Origin of the sequence: Streptomyces rimosus subsp. rimosus, from assembly GCF_000720725.1 — a bacterium.
Lineage (GTDB): Bacteria > Actinomycetota > Actinomycetes > Streptomycetales > Streptomycetaceae > Streptomyces > Streptomyces rimosus_A.
In genome coordinates this window covers 24,909-44,289 of the sequence record NZ_JOCQ01000070.1, presented here as the reverse complement: position 1 = coordinate 44,289, position 19,381 = coordinate 24,909, and the positions used below count along the sequence as shown (strand labels likewise).

Annotated in this window: 13 protein-coding genes; 3 read left to right on the top strand and 10 right to left on the bottom strand. The window is 73.2% G+C overall.

Annotated features, from left to right (window positions below):
- Positions 1-46: 46 nt before the first annotated feature.
- From IH45_RS0129420 to IH45_RS0129410, 3 genes are read right to left on the bottom strand one after another with little or no spacing between them, the layout of a single operon-like run.
- Positions 47-1,117 carry a Zn-dependent alcohol dehydrogenase gene (locus IH45_RS0129420; protein WP_030675123.1) on the bottom strand — a complete coding sequence of 357 codons (1,071 nt, stop codon included), beginning with the start codon at positions 1,115-1,117 and terminating at the stop codon, positions 47-49.
- Positions 1,117-2,286, bottom strand: coding sequence for an acyl-CoA dehydrogenase family protein (locus IH45_RS0129415; protein ID WP_030675120.1), 1,170 nt, complete (start codon positions 2,284-2,286; stop codon positions 1,117-1,119). Before IH45_RS0129415 ends, IH45_RS0129420 begins: the two co-directional genes overlap by 1 nt.
- A 42-nt stretch (positions 2,287-2,328) precedes the next feature.
- Entirely contained in the window at positions 2,329-3,240 is a 912-nt protein-coding gene (locus tag IH45_RS0129410) for an SDR family oxidoreductase (protein ID WP_030675118.1), read from the bottom strand.
- A gap of 202 nt (positions 3,241-3,442) precedes the next feature.
- Here IH45_RS0129410 and IH45_RS0129405 point away from each other — a divergent pair, with 202 nt between their 5' ends.
- Positions 3,443-4,384 carry a cyclase family protein gene (locus IH45_RS0129405; protein ID WP_030675115.1) on the top strand — a complete coding sequence of 314 codons (942 nt, stop codon included), beginning with the start codon at positions 3,443-3,445 and terminating at the stop codon, positions 4,382-4,384.
- Positions 4,385-4,671: 287 nt separating this feature from the next.
- On the opposite strand, the gene IH45_RS0129400 is transcribed toward IH45_RS0129405, so the two are convergent.
- The 4 genes from IH45_RS0129400 to IH45_RS0129385 all read right to left on the bottom strand — a co-directional run bounded on the left by IH45_RS0129400 (position 4,672) and on the right by IH45_RS0129385 (position 9,064).
- Complete coding sequence (locus IH45_RS0129400; protein ID WP_030675112.1) at positions 4,672-5,145, bottom strand: ATP-binding protein; 474 nt, start codon at positions 5,143-5,145, stop codon at positions 4,672-4,674.
- A 414-nt stretch (positions 5,146-5,559) separates the two neighbouring features.
- Positions 5,560-6,618, bottom strand: a complete 1,059-nt coding sequence (locus IH45_RS0129395) for an acyl-CoA dehydrogenase family protein (protein ID WP_032918655.1) — start codon at positions 6,616-6,618, stop codon at positions 5,560-5,562.
- Positions 6,619-6,626: 8 nt separating this feature from the next.
- The gene (locus IH45_RS0129390; protein WP_030675105.1) at positions 6,627-7,763 is read right to left on the bottom strand and encodes an acyl-CoA dehydrogenase family protein; all 1,137 of its coding nucleotides are present in this window, start codon (positions 7,761-7,763) and stop codon (positions 6,627-6,629) included.
- A gap of 113 nt (positions 7,764-7,876) precedes the next feature.
- The gene (locus tag IH45_RS0129385; protein WP_030675103.1) at positions 7,877-9,064 is read right to left on the bottom strand and encodes an amidohydrolase family protein; all 1,188 of its coding nucleotides are present in this window, start codon (positions 9,062-9,064) and stop codon (positions 7,877-7,879) included.
- Between the two features lie 188 nt (positions 9,065-9,252).
- Between IH45_RS0129385 and IH45_RS0129380 the strand changes: the two genes are divergently transcribed.
- Positions 9,253-10,443 carry a winged helix DNA-binding domain-containing protein gene (locus IH45_RS0129380; RefSeq protein WP_030675100.1) on the top strand — a complete coding sequence of 397 codons (1,191 nt, stop codon included), beginning with the start codon at positions 9,253-9,255 and terminating at the stop codon, positions 10,441-10,443.
- A 35-nt stretch (positions 10,444-10,478) separates the two neighbouring features.
- Here IH45_RS0129380 and IH45_RS0129375 read toward each other — a convergent pair whose 3' ends face one another.
- The 3 genes from IH45_RS0129375 to IH45_RS0129365 all read right to left on the bottom strand — a co-directional run bounded on the left by IH45_RS0129375 (position 10,479) and on the right by IH45_RS0129365 (position 17,831).
- Positions 10,479-13,319, bottom strand: a complete 2,841-nt coding sequence (locus tag IH45_RS0129375) for a protein kinase (RefSeq protein ID WP_030675098.1) — start codon at positions 13,317-13,319, stop codon at positions 10,479-10,481.
- A 269-nt stretch (positions 13,320-13,588) separates the two neighbouring features.
- Positions 13,589-15,739: a serine/threonine-protein kinase gene (locus IH45_RS0129370; RefSeq protein WP_030675095.1), complete on the bottom strand. Its 2,151-nt coding sequence runs from the start codon at positions 15,737-15,739 to the stop codon at positions 13,589-13,591.
- 385 nt (positions 15,740-16,124) lie between these two features.
- Positions 16,125-17,831 carry a glycerol-3-phosphate dehydrogenase/oxidase gene (locus IH45_RS0129365; RefSeq protein ID WP_030675092.1) on the bottom strand — a complete coding sequence of 569 codons (1,707 nt, stop codon included), beginning with the start codon at positions 17,829-17,831 and terminating at the stop codon, positions 16,125-16,127.
- 200 nt (positions 17,832-18,031) lie between these two features.
- Here IH45_RS0129365 and IH45_RS0129360 point away from each other — a divergent pair, with 200 nt between their 5' ends.
- Complete coding sequence (locus IH45_RS0129360) at positions 18,032-19,297, top strand: nucleotide sugar dehydrogenase (protein ID WP_030675089.1); 1,266 nt, start codon at positions 18,032-18,034, stop codon at positions 19,295-19,297.
- Positions 19,298-19,381 lie beyond the last annotated feature (84 nt).

Genomic DNA, 19,381 nt, shown 5'->3' with positions numbered 1-19,381 from the left:
GTCCGGGGATGGGGGGCCTGGGACGGGGGCCTGGGACGGGAGGGGGTCAGAACGTCAGCACCCCTCTGGCCAGCCGCCCCCGCCGCATGTCCTCCACCGCCTTCGGGAAGTCCTCGATCGCGTACGTCCTGGTCACCAGCTCGTCCAGGAGGAGGCGGCCCTCGGCGTAGAGGCGGGCGTAGCGGGCGATGTCGCGCTGCGGGCGGGCGGAGCCGTAGCGGCAGCCCAGGATGGACTTGTCCAGGTACATCGACGCGACCGGGAACGACGCCTCGGCGGCGGCCGGCGGTACGCCGAGCAGGACCGCCTGCCCGTGCCGGTCGAGGAGGTCCACGGCCTGCCGGATCAGCCGCACGCTGCCCACGCACTCGAAGGTGTGGTCGGCGCCGGTCGGCAGCACGGTCCGCACGGCCTCGACCGTGTCCGGCACCGCCGACGCGTCGACGAAGTGCGTCGCCCCGAACTGCCGCGCCACCGTCTCCTTCGCCGGGTTGACGTCCACCGCGACGATCACCGAGGCGTTGGCCAGCCGGGCGCCCTGGAGGACGTTCAGCCCGATGCCGCCCGTGCCGATGACCACCACCGTGTCCCCCGGCTCCACCCGCGCGCGGTTCAGGACGGCGCCGACCCCGGTCAGTACGCCGCACCCGATCAGCGCCGCCGAGGTCAGCGGGATCTCCCGGGCGATCCGCACCGCCTGCACGGCCTTGACGACCGTGCGCTCCGCGAAGGCCGAGTTGGACGCGAAGCCGTACACCGCCCGGCCGCCGTGCCGGAACGGCTTGCCGGGCCTGCCGATCGACGCGCGGCACATCGTGGGCCGGCCGCGGTCGCACTCCGCGCACGTCCCGCAGTTGGCCAGCGTGGACAGCGCGACATGATCTCCTGCCGCTACGTGTGTGACCCCGTCCCCCACCTCCTCGACCACGCCCGCGCCCTCGTGCCCCAGCACCACGGGCACCGGATAAGGAATCGTCCCATCGACCACTGACACATCGCTGTGGCACAGCCCCGCCGCCCGGATGCCGACCAGCACCTCGCCGGGCCCCGGCCCCCGTACCTCCAGGTCGGCCACGACCCGCGGCGGCTGCCCGCCCTCGAAGATGACGCCCCTCATCAGCGCTTCCGCCCTCCGTCGAGGCCGAGCACACGCCCGGCGATGATGCTGCGCTGGATCTCGTCCGACCCGCCGTAGACCGTGTCGGCCCGGCTGAACAGGAACCGCCGCTGTGCCGCGTCGAGTTCGTACGGGGCGTCCGCCGACCAGTCCCCCGGCCCGGACGCCGCGCCCGCTCCCCGTACGTGCATCGCCAGCTCCCCCATCCGCTGGTGCCACCCGGCCCACAGCAGCTTCGCCACACTGGGCGCGCCCGCGTCACCGGCGGCGGGCCCGAGGGTGCGCAGCGCGTTCCAGCGCATGACGCGCAGCTCGGCCCACTGCCGTACGAGCCGGTCCCGCAGTACGGGATCGTCCGCCGCGCCGGTCCGTACGGCCTCGTGGATTACTTCAGTCAACTCGCGTGCAAACGCGACCTGTTGGGCGAGCGTGGAGACGCCACGCTCCAGCGCCAGCAGCCCCATCGCCACCCGCCACCCGGCCCCGGGCCCCCCGACCACGTGCTCGGCCCGCGCCACCGCGCCGTCGAAGAACACCTCGTTGAACTCGGCCGTGCCCGTCAGCTGCCGGATCGGCCGCACCTCGATCCGCCCCGGCTGGTCCATGGGCACCAGCAGGAAGGACAGTCCGCGGTGCCGGTGCCCGTCCGGGTCGGTCCGGGCGAGCACGAAGATCCAGTCGGCCTCGCGCGCCAGCGAGGTCCAGATCTTCTGCCCGGTGAGCCGGTAGACGGCCCCGTCCCGTACGGCCGCCGTACGGACCGCGGCCAGGTCGGAACCCGCGCCGGGCTCGCTGTACCCCTGGCACCACAGTTCCTCGCCCCGCGCGACGGGCGGGAGGAAACGATCCCGCTGCGCGGCGTCCCCGTACGCGAGCACGGTGGGAGCGAGCAGGTGCTCACCGATGTGCCCCACCCGCTCCGGCGCACGCGCCGCCGCGTACTCCTCCGCCCACACCACCTGCTGCGTGAGCGTGGCCGCCCGGTTCCCGTACGAGCCGTGGGCACGGTCCCACCCGATCCCGATCCACCCGGCCCGGCCCAGCTCGCGCTCCCAGGCCAGACGAACGCGCCAGTCGTCAGAACGAGCAACCGAGCCCAGGTGCCGCACGAGCCAGCCACGGGCCTCCTCCCGGAAGACCGCTTCCTCTTCCCCGAACGAGAAATCCACCGTAAGCCCCCCCCCACGTCGCCACGACCCGGTCCAGCCCGGCTACTGGTTGGGGCGCTGCCCCTCGGCCGCCGCCGCAGCCATCGCCTCCACCCGCTCCAGCAAAGGCATCGGATCCACCCCCACCGCCCCCGGCAGCACCTCCGCGATCTTCTCCGGCGTCCACCCGCCCTCCGCGTACGCCGAGCGCAGTTCCCTCGGCTGGGCCCAGACCGCGATCTTCGGCCCGGCGGCCGTGTAGACCTGCCCGGTGATCCGTTCCGCCGCGGCGCGCTCGCTGAGCAGGTACACGACCAGGGCCGCGACGTCCTCGGGCTCGCCGATCTCCGTCAGCTCCATCGGTACGCCCGCGGACATCCGCGTCCGGGCGACCGGCGCCACCGCGTTGGCGGTCACGCCGTACCGGCTCAGGCCGAGTGCGGCGCTGCGTACCAGGGAGATGACGCCGCCCTTGGCCGACGCGTAGTTGGCCTGGGAGACGCTGCCCTGGTGGTTGCCGCTGGTGAAGCCGATGAGGGTGCCGGACCGTTGGCGGCGCATGACGGCGGAGGCCGCGCGGAAGACGGTGAACGTGCCTTTCAGGTGCGTCGCGACGACCGGGTCCCACTCCTCCTCGGTCATGTTGAACAGCATGCGCTCGCGCAGGATGCCGGCCACGCAGACCGCGCCGTCGATGCGCCCGTACCGGGTGAGCGCCGTGTCCACGACGCGCTGGCCGCCCGCCATGGTGGACACGTCGTCCGCCACCGCGACCGCCTCGCCACCGGCCTGCTCGATCTCCTTGGCCACCGCTTCGGCGACCTCGCTGCTCGGCTCGGCGCCCGCGACGGACACCCCGTAGTCGTTGACGACCACCCGGGCGCCCTGCCCGGCGCAGGCGAGGGCCACCGCGCGGCCGATGCCGCGGCCCGCGCCGGTGACGGCGACCACCTTGCCCGCCAAGAAGTTCCCCATGCCGCGCCCCTTCCCGGAGTTTCTGACGGCCCGTTAGATTTTTGAGCAGACCGGTACCGAGCACAAGACCCGGCGCAGCCCGGCACGATCCGGCACGACCCGGCGCAGCCCGACCGGACCCGGCACGACCCGGCGCAGCCCGACCGGACCCGGCACGACCCGGCGCAGCCCGACCGGACCCGGCACAGCCCAAGGAGGGCCCATGACCATGCCCGCCGAGTTCCACGACCTCGCCGAGCGCGTGAACAACTGGGGCCGCTGGGGCGCGGACGACGAGATCGGCACGCTGAACCTGCTGACGCCCGAGGTCGTACGGGAGGCCGCCGCCACCGTGCGGACCGGCCGCCGGATTCCGCTCGCGCTGCCGCTACGGCAGGACGGCGTACAGACCGGCCTGATCCCCGGCCGGATCAACCCGCTGCACACCATGATCGCGATCAATCAGGAGCTGTTCGGGCCCGGTACGGTCGCCACCTCGGACGATGCCGTCACCATGGGCCTCCAGGCGGGCACCCACTGGGACGGCCTCACCCACGTCTCACACTCGGGGCGGCTCTACAACGGCCGCCCCGCCGCCTCCGTCACCGCGCACGGCGGCGCCGCCGTCCTAGGCATCGAGAAGGCGCCCCCGATCGTCTCGCGCGGCGTACTGCTCGACGTGGCCCGGGTGCGCGCCGGCGCCGCCGGGCCGCCCGGACGGCTGCCCGCCGCGCACGCGGTCAGCCCGGACGATCTCGATGCGGCGGAGGAGTTGGCGGGGACGGCGGTACGGTCCGGCGACATCGTTCTCGTACGTACGGGGCAGATGCGCCACTATCTGGCGGGCGACCGGGACGCGTACGCCCTTCCGTCCCCGGGGCTGTCGATCCGTACGCCCGAGTGGTTCCACGCGCGGGATGTCGCGGCCGTCGCCAACGACACCCTCACCTTCGAGATCTTCCCGCCGGAGGTCGACAACCTCTGGATGCCCGTGCACGCGCTGCACCTGGTGGAGATGGGCATGATCCAGGGCCAGAACTGGAATCTGGAGGAGCTGGCGGCGGCCTGCGCCGAGGAGGGCCGCTACGCGTTCTTCCTCACGGCGATGGCCGAGCCGTTCGCCGGCGGCAGCGGGAGCCCGGTGGCACCGGTCGCGGTGCTGTGAGGCGGGCCGGGCGTACGAAACAGCGAGGCGGTCCGGCCGTACCGACCGGGAAAAAATCCGGGGAAAGAAAGCCGCCTGCCCCAGCCGGGCGGCGGTACGCCCATGCGTACCCCGAGCGTCGCACCGCGGACCACCACCCGGCTACGGGACACGACCCGCTCTCGCCGAGGCACCGGCCCCCGTGGCCTCGACGTCCCCTCGCGGCGAATCGCTCCACCCAAGCGTGATCACGCGAACACGTCACGTCAACACCTGGTCTGGACTTTCCTCCGGTTACCCGCGGCCGGTCACGCGCGGTGCGGCACGGCGCAGTGGGTGTCGTACGCGCCCAGGTCCGACCCCGCCGCCAGCAGCATCGACCGGCCGCGGTCCACCTCGCACCAGATGCTCTTGCCGGTGCCCTCGGGCCGCCAGCCCCAGCGGTCCGCGAGCCCGTCGACCAGCTCCAGGCCACGGCCGTTCGTGTCGTCGCCGTCCGCGCGCCGGGGGCGTGGGGCGCGGGCGCTGCGGTCGGCGACTTCGACCCGTACGGTGCCCACCGCGGCGCCGGAACCCGAGAAGCACATCCGCAGCTCGGCGGGGTTCCCGGTGTGGACGACGGCATTGGTGACCAACTCGGAGATCAACAGGATCAGTGTCTCCGCCAGCGGCTCGTCGGCCCCTATGCCCGACCCGGCCAGCCGCGACCTGGCCCACCTCCGGGCCCGCCCCACCTCCGAGGGGTCGGGCCGGACTTCCAACTGCACCTGAAGCACCTGCACCGCTCACACCATCCGAACCGGCGGACACATCGCCTCGCGCCTCATCGAGGTCACACTCCGTGACCCCGGTGATGCACAGCATGGTTGACGTTCAGTCACCCCAACAAGCGCTTCGGGCATATTCCAGCGCAAGGGAGTATGCATGCTGCATACTGTGCGACGCGCTTTGCCGGGAGTCGAACAAGAGGGCCTTCCGCCCCTCCTTCGAGGGCGAGTGGAGCGCATTCGGTATCCCGGGTCGGTCTCCACGACCCCACGGGAACAGTTGCGCCTCAGAACCACTCGCACCCAAGGGAGCGTACCCGAGCACGGCGCCGACTCCCCCCTGTGACGAGTTACGCCTAGGACACAACCCGATATCGACCCTCTGTGACCGCTTGTGTGTACGGAATCCGACATTCCGCGCACAACGCACTACACGGCGGCGGCGTCGGCCAGCAGGGCCTCGGCGAGGGCTTCTTCCGCCTTTGCCCCGCTCTGCCATTGTTCGAGGCGCAACCACGCACGTTTGAGATGCAGATGTACATCGGCCTCCCAAGTGAAGCCCATACCGCCGTGCACCTGGAGGCAGTCCCGGGCGTTGCGCACCGCCGCCTCGTCGGCGAGCACCTTCGCTCCGATTACTGGGAGTGACTGTCCGGTGAGCGAAGCCGCATAGACGGCACTTCGCGCGATATCCACTCGTATCAGCATCTCGGCGCACAGGTGTTTCACCGCCTGGAACGCTCCGATCCGTACCCCGAACTGCTCACGCCGCCCGGCGTGTTCCACGGCCATCTCGACCGTACGGGCAGCGCTGCCTAGCTGGAGCGCGGCGGTCAGCAGAGTGGCTTCGCGGCGCAGCCGCGGTACGTCGAGCGCGCGCGGGGCACGGCGCGGGTAGGACACGACGCGCGCCAGCGGCGTGAGCGGGTCGATGGAGCGGAGGGGGGCCAGGGTGGGCCAGTCGGGAGCGTTCCAGTATGCGTCCGGCCCGTCCCCGGAGGAGGTGTCCGGCCCGCACCCGGAGGAGGCGCCCGGTCCGTCCCCGGAAGAGGCGTCCGGCCCGTCCCCACAGGAGGCGTCCGGACCCGCATCCTCAACCATGATCAACTCATCGCAGTCCTCAGGGTGTTCCCACAGCCGCGCCCCGCCCGTCCCCACGTCGCACAGCCCCACCACCCGCTCCCCGGTGGCCGCGCCCGGCACCACCCCCGCGAGGAGGTGCCCCGCCACCAGCGGCCCCGGCAGCAGCGCCCGCCCCGCCTCCTCGAAGACCAGCACCGCGTCCGGCAGCCCGAGTCCCACCCCGCCGTCCGCCTCCGGCAGCCGCAGCGCGAAGAACCCGGCCGCGCCCAGTTCGCGCCAGAGCGCGCGGTCGAGCGCCGGGTCGTCCACCGCAGCGCGCAGCCGGTCCCGCCCGAAGCGGCGCGCCAGCAGGTCCCGCGCCGACGTCTGCAAGGCCCGTTGATCGGCGGTGGGTCGCAGGTCCACGGGCCCGCTCACCGTCCCTTCGGCAGGCCGAGGATGCGCTCGGCGATGATGTTGCGCTGGATCTGCGACGTGCCGGCGGCGATCGTGTACGAGAGGGACGACAGCCGGGCCGCCGTCCACTCCTGGTCCGCGTCCAGCGCGCCGGACGCGCCCAGCACCTCGGCGGCTGCGTCGTACAGCTCCTGGCGGGCCTGTGAATAGCGCAGCTTGAACACCGAACCGCCCGCGCCCGGCGCCCCGCCCGCCTCCCCGCCCGCACCGACGTTCCACTGGATGAGCCGCCACAGCGCCGTGAACTCGGCGTTCAGCCGGCCCAGCCGGCGGCGCAGCACCGGGTCGTCCCAGCGGCCGTTCGCCCGTGCCGTACGGGCCAGCCCGCCGAGCGTACGGCGGCAGGCGACGACCTCGCCGACGAAGGCGGTGCCCCGCTCGAAGGACAGCGTGACCATGGTGACGCGCCAGCCGTCGTGCTCGGCGCCGACCCGGTTGGCCACCGGGACCCGCACCTCGTCGAGGAAGACCTCGGCGAACTCGGCGGGCCCGGCGAGCGTGCGCAGCGGCCGTACGGTGATCCCGGGCGCGTCCATCGGCATCGCCAGCCAGGAGATGCCCCGGTGCCGGGGCGCCTCGGGGTCCGTGCGCACCAGCAGTTCGCACCAGTCGGCGATCTCCGCGTGCGAGGTCCAGGTCTTCTGCCCGGTGATCACGTAGTCGTCGCCGTCCCGTACGGCGCGGGTGCGCAGGGCGGCGAGGTCGGAGCCCGCGTCCGGTTCGCTGAAGCCCTGGCACCAGACCGCCTCGCCGCGCAGGATCGGCGGCAGCCAGCGGGCGCGCTGCTCGTCCGTGCCCTCGGCGGCGATGGTCGGCCCGGCGTGCAGCAGCCCGACGAAGTTGGCGCCGACATACGGCGCTCCGGCGAGCTCCGTCTCCTCCAGGAAGATCAGCCGGAGGGCGGGCGGGGCGTCCCAGTGCAGGCTGCCGTACCCGGCGTCGTACAGCCGCCGCTGCCAGCCGAGGTCGTACGCGCGCCGGCCGGGCCAGTCCAGCGGATCGGGCCGCGCGGGCAGCTCCGGGAGCGCCTTGGCCAGCCACTCCCGCAGCCGCGCCCGGAAGTCCTCCTCCTCGGGCGTGTACGTGAGATCCATCAGTCGGCATCCATCGGTCGAGGTCCGTCGGTCGGAACCCGTCGGTCAGGGCCCGTCGGTCGAGGTCCGTCAAGTCGAGGTCCGTCGGTCGGGGCCCGTTTGGTCGAGGTCCGTCAGTCCAGGTCCAGCCCCAGCATGCGGATCGCGTTGCCGCGCATCAGCTTGAGGACGGTCTCGTCGTCCAGCCCCCGTACGTGGTCGAGGGCGACCTCCTTGGTGTGCGGGAACGTCGAGTCGACGTGCGGGTAGTCGGTCTCGAAGGTCGCGTTGTCCCGGCCGACCACGTCGAGCGAGGCGATGCCGTGCTTGTCGCGGAAGAAGCAGCAGAAGATCTGCCGGTAGTAGTACGTGGAGGGCGGCTCGGGGATCAGGTCGCGCACGCCGCCCCAGGCGCGGTGCTCCTCCCACACGTCGTCCGCGCGCTCCAGGGCGTACGGGATCCAGCCCATCTGCCCCTCGCTGTACGCGAGTTTGAGGAGCGGAAAGCGCACCAGCACGCCGCTGAAGAGGAAGTCCATCATCGACGCCATGGCGTTGTTGAAGCTCAGCGACGCCTGTACGGCGGGCGGCGCGTCGGGGGAGGCGGCGGGCATCTGCGAGCTGGACCCGATGTGCATGTTGACCACCGTGCCGGTCTCCTCGCAGGCCGCGAAGAACGGGTCCCAGTACCCCGAGTGGATCGACGGCAGGCCGAGGTAGGTCGGTATCTCGCTGAACGTCACGGCCCGCACGCCGCGCGCCGCGTTCCGCCGTATCTCGGCGACCGCCAGGCCGACGTCCCACAGCGGAATCAGGCACAGCGGGATCAGCCGCCCGCCGCTGTCCCCGCACCACTCCTCCACCATCCAGTCGTTGTACGCCCGCACGCACGCCAGGGCGACCTCCTTGTCGCGCGCTTCGGCGAAGGTCTGGCCGCAGAAGCGGGGGAAGGTCGGGAAGCACAGTGACGCCTCGACGTGGTTGAGGTCCATGTCCGCCAGGCGCGCCTTCGGGTCCCAGCAGCCGGGGCGCATCTGCTCGCGGGTGATGCCGTCGAGGGTCATCTCGTCCCGGGAGAAGCCGACGGCCGCGATGATCCGCTTGTACGGGAAGAGATCACCCTCGTACCGCCACCAGTCCGTCAGCTGGCCTTCCGGGTCCGTCGTGAACCTGTACTTCCCGCCGACGTACGCCAGCTCCCCGATCCCCGCGGTGAACGGCTGCGGCCCGAGCTCGCGGTACTTCGCGGGCAGCCAGGTCTCGAAGAGGTGCGCCGGCTCGATGACGTGATCGTCGACGCTGACGATGCGCGGTAGCTCCATCTGGTTCCCCTCACGCGGTTCCCCGGCCGGTGGCCGACGGGCCGTCGCGAGCTGAAACTGACGGGCCGTCAGTTATGACGGTAGCCGGACACCCGTAGGCCGACAAGGCGTCATACGGACCCGCCACACCGGGGGGCGACCGCCGTAGCGGACCACCTCCGCCCTACATCCCCCGTACGGTCACCACCATGAGCACCGCCGCCTCCCCGCGCCCCCGCATCGACGCCGCCCAGCGCCGGGCCCGCCTCGGGCACCGGCACCGGCTCGCCGCCTCCGCCAAGGCCGCCACGGCGGAGGAGGCCGCGGACGCGCTGCTCGGGCTGCACGCCACGGACGCCGCCACCGTCCACCTCTCGGTCCGCGCCCGGCTGGCCGACCCGGACCCGGCCGCACTGGACCGCGCCCTCTACGAGGACCGCACCCTCGTCCGGATGCTGTGCATGCGCCGTACGCTCTTCGCCGTCAGCACCACACTGGCCCCCGTGGTCGCCGGGGCCGCCGCCGTCGCGGTCGCCGCCAAGGAGCGGCGCGACCTGACCAAATGGATCACGGAAGGGCTGCCGGACTGGGACGCACGGCGGCTGGCCGAAGTGGAGGCGAGGACCCTCGCCGCCCTGGAGGCACGCGGCGAGGCCACCGCCGCCGACCTCGCCGCCGACGTCCCCGAGCTGCGGACGACGATCGTGTCCTTCCCCGGCAAGTCGTACGAGGCCACCGTCGCGGTCTCCAGCCGTATCCTGCGCACCCTCGCCGCCGAGGGCCGCATCCGGCGCGGACGGCCGCGCGGCGGCTGGACCAGCAGCTCCTTCCGCTGGACACCGGGCACCGTCTTCGCCTGCCCGGACGCACCGGACCCCGCCGAGGCCAGGACGCAGCTCGCCCGCCACTGGCTGGCGTCATACGGCCCGGCCACGGCCGACGACCTCAAGTGGTGGACCGGCTGGACCCTCACCGACACCCGCCGGGCCGCCGCCGCGGCGGGCGCGGTCGACGTGGACCTCGCCGAGGGCCCCGGCCTGGCCCTCCCCGACGACCTGTCCCCAGTCCCGGAACCGGCCCCGTGGGCCGCCCTGCTGCCCGCGCTCGACCCGACCGCCATGGGCTGGAAGTCCCGGGACTGGTACCTCGACCCGGATCACGTCCGCCCCCTCTTCGACCGCAGCGGCAACATCGGCCCCACCGTCTGGTGGAACGGCCACATCGTCGGCGGCTGGGCCCAGCGCGCGGAGGGGGACATCGTCTGGCGCCTGCTGACCGATGTCGGCCAGGAGGCGACCGAGGCCGTACGCCTTGAGGCGGAACGGCTGCGCGAATGGATCGGGGGCGTGCGGGTCACTCCTCGGTTCCGTACGCCTTTGGAGCGGGAGCTGAGCGCGTAGAAGCGACGGCCGGGACAACGCTCCCTAAAAGCACGCTAGTTGGGCCGGTACGACCCCGTCGCCTGCTCGTACATCCGGTCCACCTCGCGCCGTTCGTTGTCCGGGCCGAGGACCTGGATGATGTGGTAGCGACCGTTGTGGATCATGGCTAAGTTACGTACGTAGACCTGTCGGCCGCTGGTGTCCTGCCAGGTGAAGGTGCCCTCCGCCATCGCGGCCTTGCCCACGTCGATACGGCGCAGGCCCGAGGAGCCGGACCAGCTGGACTCGCGGTACGGGGCGAGTTCGGCCTCCTTGTCCTGCTGGTAGGCCATCGGATCGGTGCCGTAGCGGGACGTGGTGTCGCGGCCGGGCACGATCAGCAGCTCGAAACCGTTGCCCAGGTAGCGGGTCTGGCCGCGTTCGTTCTCCCCGCGGCGCTGCCAGCCCTTGTGGACGGCGACCTGGAAGCCTTTCGGGTCCTTGCGCACCTCGAAGCCCTCGGCGAGGTCGGCCGGTTCGGTGGTCTGCGGCTGCCGCGCGCGCGAGCCCTGGTCGTCGGGGCGGGTGCCGGGACCGTTGTCCGGCGTGGAGTTCCGCGTGCCCACGGAGGCCTCGCGCTGGCGGACGCTGGCCGCGCCGCGCTCGTCCGACCCGGCTTTCGGCATGAACAGCACCGCGTACAGCACCGCCCCCGTCAGCAGCAGGAACACCAGCCCCACGAGCAGCCGCCCCAGCCGGCGCGGGCCGCGTCCGCCGCCCGGTGGCGTCGCCCCTTGGATACGCCGGATCTGCTTGGCGGGGCGCGGCGGCTTGGGGGCGCGGGCCGGTTTGGGCTGCCGCGGGGGACGGGCGCGGGGTGGGAGGGGTTGTTCGGAGTGGTGCTGCTCGGACTGGTACTGCTCGGAGTGGAGCTGTTCGGAGTGGCGCTGCTCGGGGTGGTGGGCCTCTGCGGGGTGGGGGCGGGCGGTCGGCTGTGGCGGGAGCGTCGCCGCCAGGTGGGGTGCGTGGGCTCCCGGCTGCTGGGCGGGGGCCTCGGTGAGGCCCGGCTGGGTGTGCTGGGTGGTTTCCCGGTACGCCACGGCCTGGCGCTTGCCCTTCGGCTGCCGCGGAGGCTTCGCGGGGCGCGGCGGCCGGGACTGGCGCGCCTTCTTGTGCCGCCCCTTGCGGACCAGTTCGCCCCGGCGCCGCAGGATCGGCAGCCGCCGGGAGTCGACGGGTCCCTCCAGCGACGGTACGGTCACGACCCGGCTGCCCACCTCCGGCTCCGGAGCCGTACGGATCAGCGACCGCAGCCAGCCGCGCAGTTCCTCGAAGTCCGGACGGTCGGCCGGGTCCTGCCGCATCAGCGACTCGACGACCGGCCGCAGCGCGCCGCACTCCTCGGCGTACGAGGGCGGCTCCGAGCACACCAGCTGCACCAGTTCGGCGGCGCTGTCCTCCGGGTACGGGGAGTGGCCCTGCACGATGCGGAACAGCAGCGCGCCGACCGCCCACAGGTCGGTGGCGGGACCGACCGGGGGCGCGAGCTGCCAGTTGGCGTGCACCGGGCCGGCCTGCTCCGGCGCCCAGCGCTCGGTGACCGGGCCGACGACGTTGATGCGTACCTGGCGGGCGCGCTCGGCGGCCAGGGCGGCGCCGGGGCGTCCGTAGGAGGGAGTGGGGGTGGGAGTGGAAGTGGGATCGGGGGTGTTGGGTCTCGGGTCGGTGGTGCCGGGCTTCGGGGCGGTGGTCTTCTCCAGCCGGGCGTCCGCTGCCGGTGCGGGCGACTGCGCGGGCAGCTGGGGAGCGGGCAGGTGCGGAATCGTGCCGCCCCCGGTGCGCGGCCCCGGGCCCGGCAGGCTGCCGCCGTACGTGGCGCTGCCCGGCTGCTCCGGCACCGTCGGCGCGGCGATGTGATCGCGGTACGGGCTGAAGTGCGCGTCGGCGGGGTGGCCGGTGGCGGAACCACTGTCCTTGGCGGGTGGGTGGGGTTGCCCGGAGGCGTGGGGGGCCTCGGGCGTACGAGGGGCCTCAGTGGACGTACGGGCCGCCGCCGCCCGGGCGCCCGCCTGGTAGGCGGCGATGGCGCCCGCGCGCGCCCGGCGGGCGTCCGCCTCGGGCGGGGGCGCGGCACCCGCTCCGGGAGCCCGGTCCGGCGCCGTGGCCTGGTGCGGAACCGGTGCCGATGCCGTGGTCCGGTGCGGCACCGGCTCCGACGCCGCGGTCTGGTGCGGCACCGGCTCCGACGCCATGGCCTGGTGCGGAACCGGCGCCGCGGCATGGCCCGGCGCCGACGGCCGCTCCTCTTCCCCCGGCACCGGGTCGTACCCGCACAGCGCCTCCTCCGCCGCGCCCGCGGCCAGGCCGGTCAGGATGGCCCGGCCGTCGTCGCAGACCAGGACCGTGCGGACGGTGATGTTGCGGTGTGTCCAGCCGTGCGCGTGCAGGGCGCGCAGTGCGGTGAGGAGGTCGGCGGCGACCTCGGCGGCGCGGTGCGGGGTGAGGGTGCGTTCGGCGAGCAGCGCGGCGAGCGGCCGGGCGGCGACGCGTTCGCTGACGATCCACAGGCTGCCGTCCTGGGCGAAGACGTCGAAGACCTGGTCCAGCTGCGGGTGGTCGGGCAGCCGGGCCGCGGCGGTCGCGGCCTCCAGGGCGCGGCGTACGGCGGGGTCGTGCGGCGTACGGTCGGCGCCGGACGTCCGGTGTCCGCGGGCGCCCGGCGCGGGCCGCCCGGCCGGTCCCCCGGCGTCCAGCAGCTCCGCGTCCACGACCTCGGGCAGCGGCACCTGGCGCACCAGGACCTCCTGGCCGCTGTAGGTGTCGAAGGCGCGGGTCTCGGCGAACTCGTACTCGTCCGACGGCGGCACCGGCAGGCGGTAGCGCTCGGCGAGCACTCTTCCCGCGTACTCGTCCACGACGCCTCCCCAGCGCGCGATTCACGCCGCCTGCCCGTTTTTGTCCGGGAGCGCCCGGTCCCACCGGTTACCCACGGTGGTCAAAACCGGTCGCATTCCTTCCGATTGCGGCTGCGTACGGTCTTCGGGGTCTCACGATACGTGCCGGAGGCGTGGGTTGAGGAGCGCTCCGGCCAACAGCTTCCCCACGACTTCGCCGCCGCCCGGCGGCCGTCACCGCGCACACCGCGTCGGCCTGCGCACCTCTGCGGTACGGGCGCCGCGGAAGGTCAGTCCTTCACCTGGAATGTCGCGAAAGCGGTGTCCCTCAACTGGCGGCACTCCGCCGCGTCCCAGGCGTCCGCCTTGCAGGTGATCATGATCGCGTAGCCGTGCTGGTCGTCGGCGCGGAAGCCGCGGTTGAGCACGCGGACGTCCTGGCCGCCCTGCTTGCGGGTGAACGACCAGTCGGCCACCGTCGGGTAGCCCCGCCAGGCGACCGGCTTGATGTCGATGCGGTGGTAGTTCTCGCTGCTGCGGCCGACCGCCGGCTCCAGGCTGCGCCAGGCCGCCGCCGCGTCGCTGCCGGGCTTGGCGTTGTAGTCGATCTGGACGCGCGGGAAGCCGCCTCCGGCGCTGTAGATGGCGCCGGAGTTCTGGCCGGCCGTGTCCGTCTGCTTCCAGCCGGGCGGCAGCGCGACGGAGAAGTGGAACCCGGCGTTCGAGACGGTTCCGTACCCCTGCGGCAGGCCCGCCTTGTCCTTGCCGCCGCCGCCCGGCTTGCCGCTCCGGCCGCCCCGGGCGCCCGGCTTGCCGTCCGTCGGCTGTGCCGCATTGCCGTCGGCGGCCTTCCCGGAACCGTCCTTGGACGGGTCGGCCTGCCCGGTGGCGGCCGTGCCCGCGGCCTTGCCGCCGCCTTTCTCGTCGTCACCGCTCAGCGCGAAGGCCAGCACCGTGCCCAGGACGGCGAGCACCACGACCACCGCGGCGATGACGAGCGTACGGCGCGGCACGACGTCGGTGACGGACGCCTTCGGCGGGCCGGACGGGCGCGTGCCGTCGGACGGCTTGGCCTCCGGGCGGGCCGCGGCGGCAGCGGCGGTCGCCGCCTTGCGCACCGCCTGGAGCGCGTTGCGGACCTTCTCCTTGGCACTCTCCGACTCGAAGCCCGTACGCCCGGCGGAACCGACCGCGGTCGGCCAGTTCTTCGGCCCGTTGGTCGAGTCGGTCCGCGACTGGCCGGTGGTGGTGCCGCGCGTCGTCGAGGCGGTGGACGCCGCCCTGGGGCCCGAGCCCGTACCCGCACTCGTACCTGTACCTGTACGAGAAGTGTCCGTGAGCGGGGCGGACGCGGAGGCCGCGCGGGCGCCCGGCGCCCCGGTCGCGCTGCCGCGGCCCGTCCCCGGCGCGCGTCTCTCGTCCTCCTTCGCGCGCGGCTTCGGCTTCCACTGCGGACGCGACGCCGGCGGCTTCGGGCGCGCCTGGTCCCGGTCCTTGTCGCGGGCGCGGTCCTTGGCCTTGACCGGAGGCTCCTCCGGTACGACCGGCAGCGCCATCGCGCGCGTGGCATCCGGAGCGGGCGGTTCCGGGCCGGTGTCCTCCGGCGCGTTGGCCGCGTCCAGGAGCAGCGCCCGCGCACCCCGGTCGTCGAGGCGCGCCGCCGGGTCCTTCACGAGCAGCCCGTAGATGACCTCTTCGAGCATGCCGGCGCTCTTGGGCGGCTCCAGCGGCTCGGTCATCACCGCGGTCAGCGTGGCGATCGCCGAGCCCTTGTCGTACGGGGGCACGCCCTCGACGCACGCGTACAGCAGGCCGCCCAGCGACCACAGGTCGGCCGGGGGGCCGGGCTTCTGGCCGCGCGCCCGCTCGGGCGATATGTAGGACGGCGCGCCGACCAGCATGCCGGTCGAGGTCAGCGAGGGGTCGCCCTCCACCTGGGCGATGCCGAAGTCGGTGAGCACCACCCGCCCGTCGTCGGACATCAGGACGTTGGAGGGCTTCACGTCGCGGTGCAGGATGCCCTCGCGGTGCGCGGCACGCAGCACGTCGAGGACGGCGAGGCCGACCTCCGCCGCCCGGCGCGGCGTCAGGGCGCCGTCGTCGCGCACCACCTCGGCGAGCGAGCGGCCCTCGACCAGCTCCATGACGATCCACGGGCGGTCGTCCTCGTCGACCACGTCGTAGACCGTCACCGCGCCGTTGTTGCGGATCCGGGCGATCGCCTTGGCCTCCCGCAGCGTACGGGTGATCAGCCGGCGCTTCTCGTCCTCCTCGACCCCGCCAGGGAAGCGCAGTTCCTTGACCGCGACCGTACGGCCGAGCACTTCGTCCGTTGCGCGCCAGACCGTACCCATTCCGCCCCGGCCGAGGACTTCGGCGAGCCGGTACCGGCCGGCGAGCAGCCTGCCCTCCTTGCCGTCCATCTCGACCTCGTCGCCCACTGAATCCCCTCTGCAATCCAGCCGAGTTGGCATCTCGAACACACGTCGATCACCAAACTGGCCCAACTCGGACAACCCACCCTGGCGGAGCCTTCATTCTCTCTCATCCGCGCCTGTGGGGAAGGCCAGGGTCCACGACTCGGCGCCTGTTGTGCACCCGCCATGATGGCCCGTACGGGCGGCGCTGTCGCCGACGAGGGCATCGTCGGCGCGGTGCGGCCGGGCTCCGGGAGGCGAACACGAGGGCAGGAACGGGGCCGGGAACGACACTGAGACGCACCCCCGCCGGCGCCGTCCACACCCCCGCCGGCGCCGTCCGCACCGCAGCCGGCGGCGGAATTCCGCCGCCGGCTGCAACCGGCTCGTGCGTATCGGCGTCTTCGGATTACAGCGGCACGATGTCCGGCGCCCCCAGCCGCGCCGCGTCGGCCGTCAGGTCGTCCGGCTGCCGCTGCGACTCCCGCTCCGCCTCGACCCGCTTCTCGTAGTGCTCGACCTCGCGGTCGATCTGGTCCGCGTCCCAGCCGAGCACCGGGGCCATCAGCTCGGCGCACTCGCGCGCGCTGCGGGTGCCCCGGTCGAAGGTCTCGATGGAGATGCGGGTGCGCCGGGTGAGGACGTCGTCGAGGTGGCGTGCCCCTTCGTGGGTGCAGGCGTAGACCACCTCGGCGCGCAGGTAGTCGTCGGCGGCGGCGAGCGGCTCGCCGAGGCCGGGGTCGGTCACGATGAGGTCGAGGAGTTCGTCGGCCAGTGCGCCGTAACGATTCAGCAGGTGCTCGACGCGCACCACGTGCAGACCGGTGCGTGCGGCGGTCTGGGCGCGGGCGTTCCACATCGCCTTGTAGCCCTCCGCGCCGACGAGCGGTGTGTCCTCCGTGACGCACTCGGCGACCCGCTGGTCGAGCGCGTGCACCGCCTCGTCCACCGCGTCCTTGGCCATGACGCGGTACGTCGTGTACTTGCCGCCCGCGACCACCACGACGCCCGGCACCGGGTGCGCGACGGTGTGCTCGCGCGACAGCTTGCTGGTCGCGTCCGACTCGCCGGCCAGCAGGGGGCGCAGGCCCGCGTAGACGCCCTCGACGTCGTCGCGGGTCAGCGGCGTCGCGAGCACCGAGTTCACATGCTCCAGCAGGTAGTCGATGTCGGCGCTGGACGCGGCCGGGTGGGCCTTGTCCAGGTCCCAGTCCGTGTCGGTGGTGCCGACGATCCAGTGCCGGCCCCACGGGATCACGAACAGCACGCTCTTCTCCGTGCGCAGGATCAGCCCGGTCGTGGAGTGGATGCGGTCCTTGGGCACGACCAGGTGGATGCCCTTCGACGCCCGTACGTGGAACTGGCCGCGCTCGCCGATCAGGGCCTGCGTGTCGTCGGTCCACACGCCGGTCGCGTTCACGACCTGACGCGCCCGCACCTCGTACTCACCGCCCGCCTCGACATCCTCGACCCGCGCGCCGACGACGCGTTCGCCCTCGCGCAGGAAGCCGACCACCCGGGCCCGGTTGGCGGCCTCCGCGCCGTACAGCGCGGCGGTCCGTACGAGGTTCATCACGAAGCGGGCGTCGTCCACCTGGGCGTCGTAGTACTGCAACGCGCCCACCAGGGCGTCCTTCTTCAGGCAGGGCGCCACTCTGAGGGCGCGCTTGTGCGAGAGGTGCCGGTGTACGGGCAGGCCGCGGCCGTGCCCCGAGGAGACCGACATGCCGTCGTAGAGCGCGACGCCGGAGCCCGCGTACCAGCGCTCCCAGCCCTTGTGGGTGAGCGGGTAGAGGAACGGGACCGGCTTGACCAGGTGCGGCGCGAGCCGCTCCAGGAGCAGGCCGCGCTCCTTCAGCGCTTCCCGTACGAGCGCGAAGTCCAGCATCTCCAGGTAGCGCAGGCCGCCGTGGACGAGCTTGCTCGACCGGCTCGACGTGCCCGAGGACCAGTCGCGGGCCTCGACCAGCCCGGTGTCCAGCCCGCGGGTCGCCGCGTCCAGCGCCGTACCGGCACCGACCACCCCGCCGCCGACCACCAAAACATCCAGCTCCCGTTCCGCCATCCGGGCGAGCGCTTCGGCACGCTGGGCCGGTCCGAGTGTCGCTGTCCTCACCGCTGCCTCCCGCTGTGGTCGGGGCCACACTCCCCGTCCGTCGATTCTGGCCGCGCCACCGGCCCGGATCCACCCTCCGGCGGCCGGGCGACACCCGGCCGCTGCAATCCCCATTCTGGGCCAAATGTCCGCTTAGTCTACTTATGGTCTTATGCTTCACCGCCCCATCCGGAACCGCTCGGGAAGGACGGCAGCCAGCCATGCCCGCAGACCTCGCCGTCATCGGACTAGGCCACATCGGCCTCCCCCTCGCCCAGGCCGCCACCGCCGCCGGCGTCCGCACCATCGGCTACGACCCCGACCCGCCGGCCGCGTCCGCGTCCGCGGAAACGCGCCCGCCCGCCACGCACGGCGCGCTCACCGCGCCCGAGATCCGCCGGCTGCTCGCAGCCGGTTTCCGCACCACCGGCGATCCCGCCGTGCTCGGCCGGGTCCGTACGGCTGTCATCTGCGCCCCCACCCCGCTCGGCGAGGACGGCGCCCTCGACCTGACCGCGGTCGCCGACGCCGCCCGTGTACTGGCGGCGCACCTGCGCCCGCACACCACGGTGATCCTGGAATCCACCGTCTACCCGGGCACCACCGAGGAATTCCTGCGCCCCCTCCTGGAAGCGGGCTCGGGCCTGACCGCGGGACGCGACTTCCACCTCGCCCACTCCCCCGCCCGCAACGACCCCGGCAGCCGCGCCCACCGCTACGGCGGCATCCCGAAGGTCATCGGCGGCCTGACGCCCGCCTGCACGGAGGCCGCGGCGGCGTTCTACGGGCGGCTCACCGACAAGGTCGTCCGCGCGCGCGGCCCGCGCGAGGCGGAGACGGCCAAGCTGCTGGAGACCAACTACCGGCACCTGAACATCGCGCTCATGAACGAGATGGCGGTGCTCTGCCACGACATCGGCGTGGACCTGTGGGACGTCATCCGCTGCGCCGAGACCAAGCCGTTCGGCTTCCAGGCGTTCCGCCCCGGCCCCGGCGTCGGCGGCCACACCGCGCCGATCGACCCCAACTACTACTCGTACAAGGGGCGTTCGATGGGCTACCCGCTGCGGCTGGTCGAGCTGGCGCAGGAGGTCAACACCCGGATGCCGCGGTACGTCGTACAGCGCTGCGCCACCCTGCTCAACGAGCACGGCAAGTCGGCGCGCGGCGCCCGCGTCCTGCTGCTCGGCGTCACGTACAAGCCGGACATCGGTGACGAGGAAGGCTCCCCGGCCCGCGAAATCGGCTCCCGGCTCATGGAGTTGGGCGCGCACATCACGTACCACGACCCGTACGTCCACCAGTGGCAGGTCCTCGGCCGGCCGGTCCCGCGCGCGGACGCGCTCTACGAGGCCGCCGCCGGGGCCGACCTCACGCTGCTCCTCCAGCACCACCGCACGTACGACCTCCAGGGCCTGGCCGTGAAGGCCCAGCTGCTGCTGGACACCCGGGGGGCGACGCCGACCGGCGCGGCACACCGGCTCTGAACGCGGCTCCGAGCCGCGGCTCCGGAACACCCCGCGGATACCGTCCGGGATATATTCATAGTGGACATGTCAGACCGGTCTGTT